General features: G+C 76.3%; 1 protein-coding gene and 1 pseudogene. Both read left to right on the plus strand.

Going from position 1 to position 15,394, the window contains the following annotated elements; genetic code table 11:
* Positions 1-483 (plus strand): annotated as a pseudogene (locus ACGF0D_RS17735) (RNA polymerase subunit sigma-70); the annotation flags it as partial.
* A gap of 607 nt (positions 484-1,090) precedes the next feature.
* On the plus strand, positions 1,091-15,394 hold the full coding sequence (locus tag ACGF0D_RS17740; protein ID WP_392917208.1) for a type I polyketide synthase: 14,304 nt from the start codon (positions 1,091-1,093) through the stop codon (positions 15,392-15,394).

Below are 15,394 nucleotides of genomic sequence, written 5' to 3' on the forward strand. Positions count from 1 at the left end.
CTCCACCGGGCCCGGCGCCGCATCACCACCGCGCGCCGCGGCGGCGGCGAAGCCGACCCGGCATCCGCCCGCAGGATCGTCGAGGAATTCCTCGCTGCTGCCTCGTCCGGCCGCACCGAACGGCTGGTAGCACTGCTCACCGACGACGCGACCGCGATCTCCGACGGCGCCGGCCTGACCGAGAAGCTGCTGCAGTACGACACCGCGCAGCGCATCGCCGCCATCGCACGGGCCGGCTTCAAACCCACAGCCGCGAAGCGGCGACTCGCCGGCGGCACGTCCGCCGTCCACTACGCGCTCGTCAACGGCGCCCCCGCCATCCTGTTCGTTCCCGGCGACCAGGTCGTCGGCGCCGTGACGTTCGACATCACGGGCGGCAGGATCGCGACCGTGCGCGGCATCGCAGCCCCCAGCCGCCTCGCCCGCCTCAACGAAGCCTGGCGGCAGCACGAACCGGACACGCCGCTCATCGCCCAGTGGTGACCCGACGCCGACCGCGTTCAGGCCTACGGCCGGACGCCATCGCAACTGGCGACCATCCAAGCGCGCAGGTGCGTCAGGCTGGTGCCGCGCCAGCAGTGCCCGTCCTGCCGGGGAGGAGGGCTGTCCTCCAGCCGATCAACCGCGTTCCGGGCTGAAGGTGGAGGATCGTGGTCGCCAGGGTGGCGTGGCGCAGGGTCTTGGAGACGATCGCGATGGGGATGCCTTCGGCGATCATGATGCTGGCCGCGGTGTGCCGCAGCCGCCTGCCCCGTTGACGTAGCGGGTCGAGGTGGAGGGCTTGCCCTGAGTTCGTGGCGGCACTGGACGGGATCTGGCGGGAGCCGGGGGTGACGCGAACTCCGGGCCCGGAGCGGTCCGCCGGAACGGACGGTTGACCCGCCCCACGGTGCGCGCGGGCCTCCCGCTGCTCCGCGACCCGCCCGTTCCCCGTGTCCACGTCGTGTCGCGGCCTGCGCTATCGAGCCGCTATGCGACTTGGGCAAGATCGGCGTCGCAGGTCCGGTGGCGGTACACGCCGGGCATGACGAAGGCGTCCCGGTCGGCGCGCGACCCGTGGGAGCGGGCCCCCGCCACGGTCCGGCGACTGATGGTCCTGCTCGCCGTGAAGGAGTCCGAAGACACGATGGCGCACCCCGACGGTACGGAAGCACCGCTGCTGTGGACCCTGGCAGGCAGCGGCAAGGAGTCGCTGGCGGCCGGCGCGCGGGGCCTGCACGCGTACCTGGCCGGTCGTGACGACTGGAGCCCCCAGGACATCGCGTTCACCCTCGCGCGCACCGCTTCCGAGGGGAGCCGGCGGGCGGCACTGGTGGCGGACGGCCGCGACGGATTCCTGCGGCGGCTGGACGCGCTCGCCGACGGCAGGAGCATGCCCGGCCTGGTGGAGGGCGCCGCAGGGGCAGGCCGCCGGGTCGCCTTCGTGTTTCCCGGACAGGGCGCGCAATGGCCCCGGATGGCGGTGGACCTGCTGGACACCTCCACGGTGTTCCGCGACCGGATTGACGCGTGCGCGCAGGCCCTGGAACCGTTCGTCGACTGGTCGCCGATCGACGTGCTCCGCGACCCGGGCGCGCCGGGCGCGCCCGCCGGGGACCGGGCCGACGTGGTGCAGCCCCTGCTGTTCGCCGTGACGGTGTCGCTCGCCGAGCTGTGGCGCTCCCACGGCGTGGAACCGGCCGCCGTGCTCGGGCACAGCGTCGGCGAGGTCACCGCCGCCGCGGTCAGCGGCGCGCTGTCCCTGGACGACTCCGCGCGGGTGGTCGCCCTGTGGAGCCAGGCCCAGGCGACCCTGGCCGGGCAGGGGGACATGGTCTCCGTCATGGCCCCGGCGGGCGAGGTCGAGCCGCGGCTGCGCGGCTGGGACGGCCGCCTCGTCGTCGCCGCGCACAACGGTCCGCGGTCCGTGATCGTCTCCGGCGACCGCGACGCCGCGGCCGAACTCCTTGCCGACCTGGCCTCGGAAGGGGTGCACGCACGGCGGATCGCGGTGGGCCTGGCCGCGCACTCCCCCCACATCGACGCGATCATCCCCCGGATGCGCGCCGACCTCGCACCGATCCGTCCCCGCACACCGCGGCTGCCCTACTACTCCGGACTGACCGGCGGACGACTGGACGCCCCGGTCCTGGACGCCGACTACTGGTGCCGCAACCTGCGCAACACGGTCAGGTTCCACGAGGCGGCCGGCGCCCTGCTGCGGGACGGGTACGGCGTCCTGCTGGAGGTCAGTCCGCACACCGTGCTGACCTCCGCCCTCACGGACTGCGCGGAGGAACACGGCGCGCAGGCCGCCGTCCTCGGGACGCTGCGCCGGGACCAGGACGGTCCGGGTCGGTTCCTGGCCTCGCTCGGTGACCTGTACGTGTGCGGTGCCGCCCCGGAACGGGAAGCGCCGCCCGCCGGGCAGCACGCCCGGGTACCGGAACTGCCGGCGGCCGTCCTGGCGGCGCTCGCGGAGCCCGGCCCGGCCGACGCGAACGGGCCGGACGACGCGGGCGCCACGGGCGGCGGCCGGGAGGTCGGCCGCGCGTTCCGCGCGGAGCTGGCCGGAACGGACGCCCCGGAACGGCGCGCCGCGCTGGCACGGCTGGTGGACGAGGAGATCGCCGCGCTGACCGGGCGGTCCGATCCGGTCCCCGCCGACCTGGCCTTCCTCGACCTGGGATTCGACTCCGTCACCGCCGTGGAGCTGCGCAACCGGCTGAGCGCGGCGACGGCGCTGCGCATCCCGGCGACGGTTGTCTTCGACTGCCCGACCCCGGCGGCCCTGACCGCGTACCTCTGCGCCGAGATCGGCGGCGACCGGCCCGACGGGAGCACGGACGCGGACGAGCCGGTGCGGCGGGCCGAGGACGACGACCCCGTGGTGATCGTCGGCATGGGCTGCCGCTACCCCGGCGGGGTCGGCAGCCCCGACGAACTCTGGGAGCTGGTGTCGGCGGGTGCCGACGCCGTCTCCGCGCTGCCCGACGACCGCGGCTGGGACACCGCCGGACGGTACGACCCCGCACCGGGCACACCGGGCCGGTACTACCAGCGGGAGGCGGGTTCGCTCGCCGGAGCGGCCGACTTCGACGCCGAGTTCTTCGGCATCTCGCCGCGCGAGGCGCTGGCCATGGACCCGCAGCAGCGGCTGCTGCTGGAGACCACCTGGGAGGCGCTGGAGCGGGCCGGGATCGACCCGTCCACCCTGCGGCGGACCCCGACGGGCGTCTACGTCGGGGCGATGACCATGGACTACGGCCCCTCCCTCGAACAGGGCGCCGACGAGGGCGGCCACCTGCTGACCGGCAACACCGGGAGCGTCGCGTCGGGCCGCCTGGCCTACACCCTCGGCCTGGAGGGAGCGGCGGTCACCGTGGACACGGCGTGCTCGTCCTCGCTGGTGGCCCTGCACCTCGCGGTCCGGGCGCTGCGCTCCGGCGAGTGCTCGCTGGCCCTGGCCGGCGGCGCGACCGTGATGTCCACCGTCGGCATGCTCGTGGAGTTCAGCCGGCAGGGCGGCCTGGCCCCGGACGGCCGCTGCAAGGCGTTCGCGGCGGCCGCCGACGGCTTCGGCCTGGCCGAGGGCGTGGGCATGCTGCTGCTGGAGCGGTTGTCGGACGCCCGCCGCAACGGGCATCCGGTGCTGGCGGTGGTGCGTGGTTCGGCGGTGAACCAGGACGGTGCGAGCAATGGTCTGACGGCGCCGAACGGTCCGTCGCAGCAGCGGGTGATCCGTGCGGCGCTGGCGGACGCGGGGCTGACGGCGTCCGAGGTGGACGTGGTGGAGGCGCACGGTACGGGGACGCGGTTGGGTGACCCGATCGAGGCGCAGGCGCTGCTGGCCACCTACGGCCAGGGGCGGCCTTCGGATCGCCCGGTGTGGATCGGCTCGCTGAAGTCCAACATCGGCCACGCCCAAGCCGCGGCCGGTGTGGGCGGGGTCATCAAGTCGGTGCTGGCGCTGCGGCACGGCGTGATGCCCAAGACGCTGCACGTGGACGGTCCCACACCCGAGGTGGACTGGTCGGCGGGCGCCGGCCGGCTGCTGACGGAGGCCCGTGCGTGGGACGACACGGGCCGTCCGCGCCGGGCGGGCGTGTCCTCCTTCGGCATCAGCGGGACCAACGCCCACGTCATCCTGGAGTCCGCGCCCGCCGAGGCGGTGGAGGACGCCCCGCGTCCCGGGACGGTGGTGTGGCCGGTGTCGGCGCGCAGCGCCGAGGCACTGCGCGCACAGGCGGAGGCGTTGGCGGCGCGGGTGGCGGCGGAGCCCGGCCTCGACGTGGCGGACGTGGGTTGTTCGCTCGCGGTGGGGCGTGCGTCCTTCGAGCACCGTGCGGTGGTGGTGGGTGGGGACCGGAGCGAACTGCTCGACGGCGTGAAGGCGCTGGCGCAGGGTGCCGCGGTGTCCGGCGGCGGGCTGGTTTCCGGTCGGGTGGCGCTGGTGTTCCCGGGCCAGGGTTCGCAGTGGGTGGGGATGGCCGCGGAGTTGCTGGCCGGGTCGGAGGTGTTCGCGGGGCGGATGGCGGAGTGCGGGCGTGCGCTGGCGCCTTACGTCGACTGGTCGTTGGCGGAGGCGTTGGGTTCGGAGGCGCTGCTGGCGCGGGTGGATGTGGTGCAGCCGGTGCTGTGGGCGGTGATGGTGTCGCTGGCGGAGGTGTGGCGTTCGTACGGTGTGGCGGTCGACGCCGTGGTGGGCCACTCGCAGGGTGAGGTTGCGGCCGCCGTGGTGGCGGGCGGTCTGAGCATCGACGATGGGGCGCGGGTGGTGGCGCTGCGTTCCCGTGCGGTGGGGGCGTTGGCGGGCCGTGGCGGGATGGCGTCGGTTCCTCTGCCGGTGGACGCGGTGCGGGAGCGCATTGCGGGGCGGTTGTCGGTGGCGGCGGTGAACGGTCCGTCGTCGACGGTGGTGTCGGGTGACGCGGACGCGGTCGCCGCGTTGGTGGAGGCTCTGGTGGGGGAGGGTGTGCGGGCGCGTCTGATCGAGGTCGACTACGCGTCGCACTCCGCGCATGTGGAGGAGGTCCGCGAGCAGCTGCTCGCCGACCTGGACGGCATCGTGCCGCTGTCCGGTGCGGTGCCGTTCTATTCGAGCGTCACGGGCGGCCTGTTGGACACGAAGGCCCTGGACGCCGAGTACTGGTACCGCAACCTGCGGGAGACCGTCGAGTTCGAGCAGGCCACCCGCGCGCTCCTGGCGGCCGGGCACCGCGTTTTCATCGAGTCCAGTCCGCACCCGGTGCTGTCGGTGGCGGTGGGGGAGTCGGTGGAGGCGGCGGGTGCGGACGCCGCGGTGCTGGGGACGTTGCGTCGCGGGGAGGGCGGTCCGGCGCAGGTGCTGCGCGCGGTCGGCCGTGGCTGGGAGCGCGGGTTGGAGGTGGACTGGTCGCGGGCGTTCCCGGGGGCCCGGCGCGTCGAGCTGCCGACGTACGCCTTCCAGCGCACCCGCTACTGGCTGACGGCCCCCGCCGCCGTCCCGGCCGCCCCCGCCGAGGACCGCTGGGACGACCTGGAACTGCAGGACCCCACCCGGCTCGCCGAGATCCTCGGGGTCGGCCATGCCGCCCTGGACGAAGTCCTGCCCGCACTGGCGGCCTGGCGCTCCGTCAGGAGCCGTGAGCGGAAGGCGGAATCCTGGCGCTACCACGTCGCCTGGGCACCCCTGTCGGTCACGCCGGCGGACGGCCTCCCCGGTCGCTGGCTCGCTCTGCGTCCCGAGGGCGGTGACGCGGCGGCCGTCCTGGACGCCCTCGGCGAGGCCGGAGCCGACCTCCTCCCGTGCGTCGTCGCCGATCCGGGCGCGACCCGCGAACAGCTGGCCGCCCTGCTCACGGAGACCGCCGGGGAGCAGCCGATCGCCGGCGTGCTGTCCCTGTTGTCCTGGGAGGAGCGCCCCCACCCCGACCACCCCGACCTGCCCGGTGGTCCGGCGCTGACCCTCGCGCTGGCCCAGGCACTGGAGGGCGCGGGCATCCAGGCCCGGCTCTGGACGCTGACGAAGGGACTGGCGGTCCTTGGCGGCGCGGAGCGGCCCGGACACGTCGGTCAGGCCGCCTCCGCCGCCCTGGGCCGGACGCTGGCCCTGGAGCACCCGCACCGCCGGGGCGGCCTGGTCGACCTGCCCGAGGTGCTGGACGCACGGGCCGCCCGCCGCCTGTGCGCGGTGCTCGCGGGAGCCGCGGCCGACGAGGAACAGGTGGCGGTGCGCTCCACCGGGGTCCACGGACGCCGGCTCCGCCCCGCGTCGTCCGGGTCGCCGAAGGCCCGTGCAGGCGGCCCGGACGTCCGGTGGCGGGGCACGGTCCTGGTCACCGGCGGCACCGGCGGCGTCGGCTCGCACACGGCGCGCTGGCTGGCGGGCCGGGGCGCGGAGCGGCTGCTGCTGGTCAGCCGACGCGGCGCCGACGCCCCCGGTACGGACGCGCTGCGGGCGGAACTGACGGCGCTGGGCGCCGAAGTGGCCTTCGCGGCCTGCGACGTCGCCGACCCGGCCGCACTGGCGGCGCTGCTCGCCGACATCCCGGCGCGATACCCGCTGTCCGCCGTCATCCATGCGGCGGGCGTCCTCGACGACGGTGTGCTCGACGCGCTGGACCCCGCGCGGCTCGCCGTGGTGCTGCGCGCCAAGCTGACCGCCGCACGGAACCTGCACGAGGCCACCGCGGGTCTCGACCTGTCGGCCTTCGTGGTGTTCTCGTCGGTGATGGGCGTCGTGGGCAACGCCGGGCAGGGCAACTACGCGGCCGCCAACGCGGCCGTCGACGCACTCGTCGCCGCCCGCCGGGCCGCCGGGCTGCCCGGCACGTCCGTGGCCTGGGGCGCCTGGGCCGGGCCGGGCATGCTGGCGGACGAGGTCGCCGCACGGCTGCGGGACTTCGGCATGCCGGTGATGGAGCCCGAAACGGCCGTCACCGCGATCGGCCGGGCACTGGAGGCGGACGACACGCTGGTCGTGGTCGCCGACGTCGACTGGAAGCGCTTCACCGCGGCCATCGGCCTGCGGTCCGCCGCCCTGCTCGACGGGCTGCCGGACCCGGCGGCCGCGGGGCCCGCCCCGGACACCGCCGGACTGCCGGCGGCCCGGGAGGGCGACGGCGCCGCCGACACTCTGCGGCAGCGGATCGCCGTACTGCCGCGCCACGAGGACCGGGTCAGGACGCTCACCGAACTGGTGCGCACCCATGCGGCGACGGTCCTGCGCCACCCCGACGTCGACACGGTCCAGCCCGGAAAGGCGTTCTCCGCGCTCGGATTCGACTCCCTGATGGCGGTGGAGCTGCGTAACCGGATCGCCGCCGTCACCGGGCTGGCCCTGCCCGCCACCGTCCTCTTCGACCACCCCACGCCGTCGGCACTGGCCGACCGGCTGCTCGCGGAACTGGACCTGAACCCGAACCTGGACCTGCCGGACGCGACGGGCGGCACCGCCGAGTCCGCCGGGGCCGCCGACCCCGTCGGCAACGAGCCGATCGCGATCGTCGGCATGGGCTGCCGCTTCCCCGGCGGGGTCGCCCGGCCCGAGGACTTCTGGCAGCTGCTCTCCAAGGGCACCGACGCCGTCGGCGACTGGCCGTCGAACCGGGGCTGGGACACCGAGGGGCTGTACGACCCGGACCCCGACCGCGCCGGCACCACGTACAGCAGGCAGGGCGGCTTCCTGCACGACGCGGCCGACTTCGACGCGGAGTTCTTCGGTATCTCGCCGCGCGAGGCCCTGGCCATGGACCCGCAGCAGCGGCTGCTCCTGGAGACCGCCTGGGAGGCGGTCGAGGGCGCCGGGCAGGATCCGACCGCGCTGAAGGACCGGCAGGTCGGCGTCTACGTCGGCACCAACGGCCAGGACTACTCCGCGCTGCTGGAGGGCGCCGAGGGCGTGTCCGAGGGCCACCTGCTGACCGGGAACACGGCCAGCGTGCTGTCGGGGCGGCTGTCCTACGTCCTCGGCCTCCAGGGGCCCTCGCTCACCGTCGACACCGCGTGCTCCTCGTCGCTGGTGGCGCTGCACCTGGCCGTGCAGGCACTGCGGCGCGGCGACTGCGAGCAGGCCCTCGCGGGCGGGGTGACGGTGATGAGCACCCCGCGGCTCTTCGTGGAGTTCAGCCGTCAGCGCGGGCTCGCCGCCGACGGACGGTGCAAGGCGTTCTCGGCGGACGCGGACGGCACCGGCTGGGGCGAGGGCGCCGGAGTGCTGCTGCTGGAGCGCCACAGCGACGCCCTGCGCCACGGCCACCCCGTACTCGCGCTGATCACCGGCACCGCCGTGAATCAGGACGGCGCCAGCAACGGGCTCACCGCCCCCAACGGCCCGTCCCAGCAGCAGGTCATCCGCGCCGCGCTGGCCGATGCCGCGCTGCGCGCCGACCAGATCGACGCGATCGAGGCCCACGGCACCGGCACGAAGCTCGGCGACCCCATCGAAGCGCAGGCGCTCCAGGCCGTCCACGGGCCGGCGCGCACGGCGGACCGGCCGCTGTGGCTCGGCTCCGTGAAGTCGAACATCGGGCACACCCAGGCGGCGGCCGGGGTGGCCGGAGTGATGAAGATGGTGCTGGCCATCCGCCACGGCGAACTGCCGGGAACCCTGCACGCCGGGACGCCGAACCCGCACGTCGACTGGTCCGACGGTGCCATCCGCCTGCTCACCGCGCACACCCCGTGGCCGGAGACCGGGAACCCACGCCGGGCCGGCGTGTCGTCGTTCGGCATCAGCGGCACCAACGCGCACGCGATCATCGAGCAGGCGCCCGCCATCGCGGCCGTGCCCGCCCTGGACCGGACCGACATCCCGGCCGCCCCCACCGAGGGAACCGCCGCCACCCCCGCCGCCGCGATGGCGCTCGCCGCGGACACCGCCGTCCCCACCGCCCGCCGTACCGGCTCGCCCGTGCCGCTGCTGCTCTCGGCCAGGACTCCGGAGGCCCTGCGGGTCCAGGCCGGTCGGCTGGTGAGCCGGCTCGACGCCGACCCGGACGTCGAACTGGTGGACGTCGCCTATTCGCTCGCCACGGGACGGGCCCCGCTCGAACACCGGGCCGCCGTCCTGGGACGGGACCGGGCGTCCGTCCGGCGCTCGCTCACCGCACTCGCGCGCGGCACGACAGCGGGCCGACTGCTCACCGGCGGCGTGCGCCCCGGCCGGACCGCCTTCCTGTTCCCGGGACAGGGCAGCCAGCGGGCCGGCGCCGGCGCAGAGCTCTACCGCGACGACCCGGTGTTCGCCGACGCCCTCGACGACGTGCTGACCGGCCTGGACCCGCACCTCGACCTGAACCTGCGCGACCTCCTGTTCGCCGAGCCCGGAACCCCCGACGCGGAGCTGCTCGACCGCACCCGGTACACCCAGCCCGCACTGTTCGCCCTGGAGACGGCGCTGTTCCGGCTCGTACGGCACTGGGGCGTGCGGCCCGACCTGCTGATGGGGCACTCCATCGGCGAACTCGCCGCCGCCCACGCGGCGGGCGTGCTGGACCTGCCCGACGCCTGCGCGCTGGTGACGGCCCGGGGCCGGCTGATGGACGAACTGCCCGGGGGCGGGGCGATGGTGGCGGTGGAGGCCGGCGAGGAGGAAGTACGCCAGGCCCTGTCGGCCGAGGACCGGGACGCGGTGGACATCGCCGCCGTCAACGGGCCCGACTCCGTGGTCCTGTCCGGTGACGAGGATGCGGTAAGCCGCCTGGCCGGGGCGTTCCGCGCCCGCGGCCGGCGCATCCGGCGCCTGAGCGTGAGCCACGCCTTCCACTCCGCCCGGATGGACGGCATGCTCGACGCCTTCCGGGACGTGGCCGAGTCGCTGACCTACCACGCGCCCGGCATCGAGATCGTCTCCAACCTGACCGGGCGTACGGCCACGGCCGCGGAACTCCGCTCCCCCGAGCACTGGGTGCGGCACGTCCGGGGCACCGTGCGCTTCCTGGAGGGGGCCCGCCAGCTGCGGGCCGAGGGCGCGACCACGTACCTCGAACTCGGACCGGGCGGCGTGCTGTCCGGCATGCTCCACGCCTGCCTCCCCGACGCCACCCCCACCCCCGGCGGCCCCGGCGGCCCCGGGACGGTGCCGCTGCTGCGCGACGGCCGCGGCGAGCCGGACGCGGTCCGCACCGCACTCGCCTCGCTGCACCTGCGCGGTGTGGCGGTGGACTGGTCGGCGGGCTGGAGCGGCACCGACGTGCGGCGGGTCGACCTGCCCACCTACGCCTTCCAGCACCGGCGCTTCTGGCCGGAAGCCGCGTCGGACCCGGCCCCCGCCGCCTGGCGCGCCCGCCGGGGGACCGCGGCCCCCATCGGCCCCCGCCGCTACCGCATCGCATGGGAGCCGCTCGCCGCGCCCGCGGAGCCCCGCCTCTCCGGCCGCTGGCTGCTCGTCACCCCGGACGGACCCGGTGCCGAGGACACCGCGCTCGCCTGCGAACAGGCGCTCGCCGGACACGGCGCCGACGTGGCCGTGTTCCGGGTCGGGGCCGCCGCCGAACGCGCCGAACTGGCCGCGCTGCTCCCGGAGTTCGGCTCCTTGGACGGAGTCCTGTCGCTGCTGGCCCTGGCCGAGGGCCCCCGCCCGGGCCTGCCGATGCTCGACGCCTGCCTGACCGGGACCCTGCTGCTGCTCCAGGCCCTGGGCGACAGCGGCATCGACGCACCCCTGTGGTGCGCCACCCGCGGCGCGGTGGCAGCCGACGGCACGGAGGAGGTCCGCCCCGAGCAGGCCCAGGTGTGGGGCCTGGGCCGGGTGGCGGCACTGGAGCACCCGCTGCGCTGGGGCGGCCTGGTCGACCTGCCGGACCTGCTGGACGGGCCCGCGCTGGACGGGCTGTGCGCGGTGCTGGCCGGACGGGACGGCGAGGACCAGGTGGCCGTACGCGCGCCGGCACCGTTGGGCCGCCGGCTCGTCCCCGCGCCGGAGCCCGCGACACCCGCGCCCGCACCGTGGACGCCGCGCGGCACGGTCCTCGTCACCGGCGGCACCGGCGGCCTCGGCGCCCAGGTGGCGCGCTGGCTCGCGGAGCGCGGCGCGGACCACCTGGTCCTGCTCAGCAGGCAGGGCCCCGAGGCCCCGGGAGCCGACGCGCTGGCCGACGCCCTGGCGGCGCTCGGCGCCCGGAGCACCCTGCTGGCCTGCGACGTCGCCGACCGCACCGCGCTGGAACGGATCCTGGAGCGGCTGCACGCCGAGGGCGACACCGTACGGGCCGTGGTGCACACCGCGGGACTCACCTCGGACACCGCGTTGACGGACTGCACGCCGGAGGAACTGGCCCTGCGGACGGCGGCCAAGACGCGCGGCGCGGCCCACCTCGACGCTCTGTTCGAAGGCCGTCCGCTGGACGCCTTCGTGCTGTTCTCCTCGATCTCGGGCACCTGGGGCAGCGGCGGCCAGGGCGCGTACGCGGCGGCCAACGCCTACCTGGACGGCCTCGCCGCGGCGCGGCGCGGCCGGGGCCTGCCGGCGACCTCGGTGGCCTGGGGCCCCTGGGCCGGCGCGGGCATGGCCGAGGGCGCAGTCGGCGACGGCCTGCGCCGCCACGGGCTGGTGCCGATGGACCCCGCGGCGGCGCTCTCGGCGCTCGGCCTGGCGCTGGCCCTGGACGAGGGCGAACCGGTCGTCGCCGAGCTGGACTGGAGTCGCTTCGCGCCCACCTTCGGTTCGGTCCGGGAGAGCGCGCTGCTGCGCGGCCTGCCGGCCGCCGCCGAGTTCCGGTCGGCGGACGGCGGCCCCGCGGCCGCGGACACCTCCACAGGGTCCGGACCCGGTACGGGCGGCGACCCGTCGTGGTCGCACCGGCTGCACCGGCTGTCCGGGCCCGAGGGCCGCAAGCTGCTGACGGAGCTGGTCCGGAGCGAAGCGGCCGCCGTGCTGGGCCACGAGTCGGCCGTCGGCCTCGCAGCCGACCGCCCGTTCCGCGAGGCGGGCTTCGACTCGCTCACCGCCGTCGAACTCCGCAACCGGCTGGTCGCGGCCACCGCCCTGCCGCTCGCGCTCACCTCCGTCTTCGACCACCCGACGGCGGACGCCCTCGCCGCGCACCTGTTCGCCGGGCTGGGCGGCACGGAACCGGGTGCCGACGGCACGGCTGGCACAACCGGCGCGGCCGGCGCGGCCGGGCCCGCGGCGGCCGACGAACCCCTGGCGATCGTCTCGATGGCCTGCCGGTTCCCGGGCGGCGTCCGCTCGCCCGAGGACCTGTGGCAGCTGGTGGCCGACGGAGTGGACGCGATCGCCGCGCTGCCCGCCGACCGCGGCTGGCCGCTGGACACCCTCTACGACCCGGACCCCCTGCACCCGGGCACCTTCTACACCACCGGCGGCGGATTCCTGGACGGCGCGGCCGAGTTCGACGCGGAGTTCTTCGGCATCTCCCCGCGCGAGGCCCTGGCCATGGACCCGCAGCAGCGGCTGCTGCTCGAAACCAGCTGGGAGGCCCTGGAGCGGGCCGGACTCGACCCCGCGTCGGTCCGCGGCAGCGAGGGCGGCGTCTACGTCGGCGTCGCCTCCCAGGGCTACGGCACCGGCCCGCAGGACCCGGCCGACGAGGTCGAGGGGCACCTGCTCAGCGGCACGGTCACCAGCGTCGCCTCCGGCCGGGTCGCCTACACGCTCGGCCTCGGCGGCCCCGCCGTGACCGTGGAGACGGCCTGCTCGTCCTCGCTGGTGGCCCTGCACCTGGCCGGCCAGGCACTGCGGGCCGGCGACTGCTCGTTCGCCCTGGTCGGCGGCGCCGCGGTGATGGCGAGCCCGGACGTCTTCGTCGAGTTCAGCCGCCAGCAGGGCCTGTCGCCCGACGGCCGCTGCCGCTCCTTCGCCGAAGGGGCGAACGGCACCGGGTGGGGTGAAGGGGTGGGCGTCCTGCTCGTGGAACGCCTCTCCGACGCGCGCCGCCTCGGGCACCCGGTCCTCGCCCTGGTACGGAGCACCGCGGTGAACCAGGACGGTGCCAGCAACGGCCTCACCGCCCCGAGCGGCCCCGCGCAGCAGCGGGTGATCCGGGCCGCGCTGGCCACGGCGGGACTCGCCGGCGCCGAGATCGACCTGGTCGAGGCGCACGGCACCGGGACCGTACTCGGCGACCCCATCGAGGCGCAGGCCCTGCTGGCCACCTACGGCCAGGACCGGCCCGCTGACCGCCCGCTGTGGCTGGGGTCGCTGAAGTCCAACATCGGGCACACTCAGGCCGCCGCCGGAGTCGCCGGGGTCATCAAGACGGTGCTCGCCCTGCGGAACGGCGTGCTCCCCGGCACCCTGCACGCCCAGCAGGCGTCCAGCCGGGTGGACTGGTCGGCCGGCGCGGTCCGGCTGCTCGCGGACGCCCGCCCCTGGGACGCCCCGGACGGGGGCCGGCCGCGCCGGGCCGGCGTCTCCGCGTTCGGCATGAGCGGCACCAACGCCCACGCCATCCTGGAGGAGGCACCCGCCGCCGACGGCCCGCCCGGCGACACGGACGGCGGACCGGCCGAGGACACCGGGGCCACGGTTCCCTGGCTGCTCTCCGCCATGACCCCCGCGGCCCTGCGCCGCCAGGCGCGTCGACTGGGCGAGCACCTGCGGGCCGACCCCGACGCGGGCGCCGCCGCGGCCGCCCGGGCGCTCGCCACCACCCGCCCCGCCCTGCCCTTCCGGGCGGCCGCCACCGGCCGCGACCGCGCCGCGCTGCTCGGCTGGCTGGACGCCCTCGCGGCGGGAGAACCCGCGCCCGACGCCGTGCAGGACCGGGTGCGCGGCGGCCGCACGGTCTTCGTCTTCCCCGGCCAGGGCTCGCAGTGGGCCGGCATGGCCGCGGCGGCGCTCGACACCTCCGCGCCGTTCGCCGCCGCCGTCGCCGCCTGCGAACGGGCGCTCGCCCCGCACACCGACTGGTCCCTGACCGAGGTGCTGCGCGGCGCGCCCGGCGCACCGACGCTCGACCGCGTGGACGTCGTCCAGCCGGTGCTCTTCGCCGTGATGGTCGCGCTGGCCGCGCACTGGCGCGACACCGGGGTCACCCCGGACGCGGTCGTCGGGCACAGCCAGGGCGAGATCGCCGCCGCCTGCGTCGCCGGAGCACTGTCGCTCGACGACGCGGCCCTCGTGGTGGCGCGGCGCAGCCAGGCGCTCCTGAGGCTGGCGGGCCGCGGCGGCATGGTGTCGGTCGCCGCCTCCGCCGAGCGGGCCACGGGCCTGCTGCCCGCCGGCGGACGCGCGTGCGTGGCCGCGGTGAACGGCCCCGACGCCGTGGTCGTCGCCGGGGAGCCCCAGGAGCTGGCCGCCCTGCTCGCGGCCTGCGAGCGGGAAGGCGTCCGGGCCAAGGCGATCCCGGTGGACTACGCGGCCCACTCGGCCCAGGTCGCCGAGATCGAGGACGAACTGCGCGAAGCCCTCACCGGGATACGCCCCCGCGCCTCGGCCGTCCCGCTCTACTCGACGGTGACCGGCGAACCCGTCGCCGGAGAGTCGCTCGACGCCGCCTACTGGTACCGCAACCTGCGCGAACCGGTCGACTTCGCCGGAGCGACCCGCACCCTGCTGGACGCGGGCCACACCCTGCTCGTCGAGGTCAGCCCGCACCCGGTGCTGCTCGCCGGGATCGAGGCGGTGGCCGCGGAGGCCGGGCGGGAGGTGTCGGCGGTCGGCACGTTGCGGCGCGGCGACGGCGGCCGGGACCGGCTGCTGGCCTCGCTGACCGAGGCGTGGGCGGCCGGCGGCGGTCCGGTGGACTGGTCGCCCTGGACGGGGACCCCCGGGCCGGGCGGACCGGCCCCCGTCCTGCTGCCGACGTACCCCTTCCAGCGCGACCGGTACTGGCTGGCCACCCCGGGCCGGACGGCCGCCGCCCCCACCGGGGCGCCGGCCGAGGACGCTCCGGAGGCCGCGGCCGACGACGACGGCACCGCCGCCGCACGACTGGCCGCCCGGCTGGCCCCGCTGGACCGGAGGGCCCGCCGGCAGGCGGTGCTCGACCTCGTCGTCCGGCACTCGGCCGCGGTCCTCGGCCACACCGGAACCGGCCCGGTGCGCCCGGAACGCTCCTTCGCCGAGGTCGGCTTCGACTCGATGCTCGCGGTGCGGTTCAGGAACGCGCTGTGCGAGGCCACCGGGCTGGCCGTCCCGCCGACGGCCGTCTTCGATCACCCGACGCCCGAGGCGCTCGCCGCCTACCTGGACGCGGAGCTGTCCGCCGCGCCCGAACCACCCTCGCCGCTGCTGGCCGAGCTGGACCGGCTGGCCACGCTCCTCACGGCCGCCCCGCCCGGAGCGGACGACAGCGACGGGGTCGGCGAACGACTGGACGAACTGCTGCGCGGCTGGCGCCGGCGCGCCGGCGCCCCGGGCGGCAGGGCAGTACCTCCCGGGGCGGTGGACGACACCGCAACGGTGACCGCAACGGCGACAGCGGACGAGTTGTTCGCCCTGATCGACAACGACTTCGGGAACGTCTGA

This window comes from Kitasatospora sp. NPDC048298, from assembly GCF_043201465.1.
In the GTDB taxonomy this organism is placed as follows: Bacteria; Actinomycetota; Actinomycetes; order Streptomycetales; family Streptomycetaceae; genus Kitasatospora.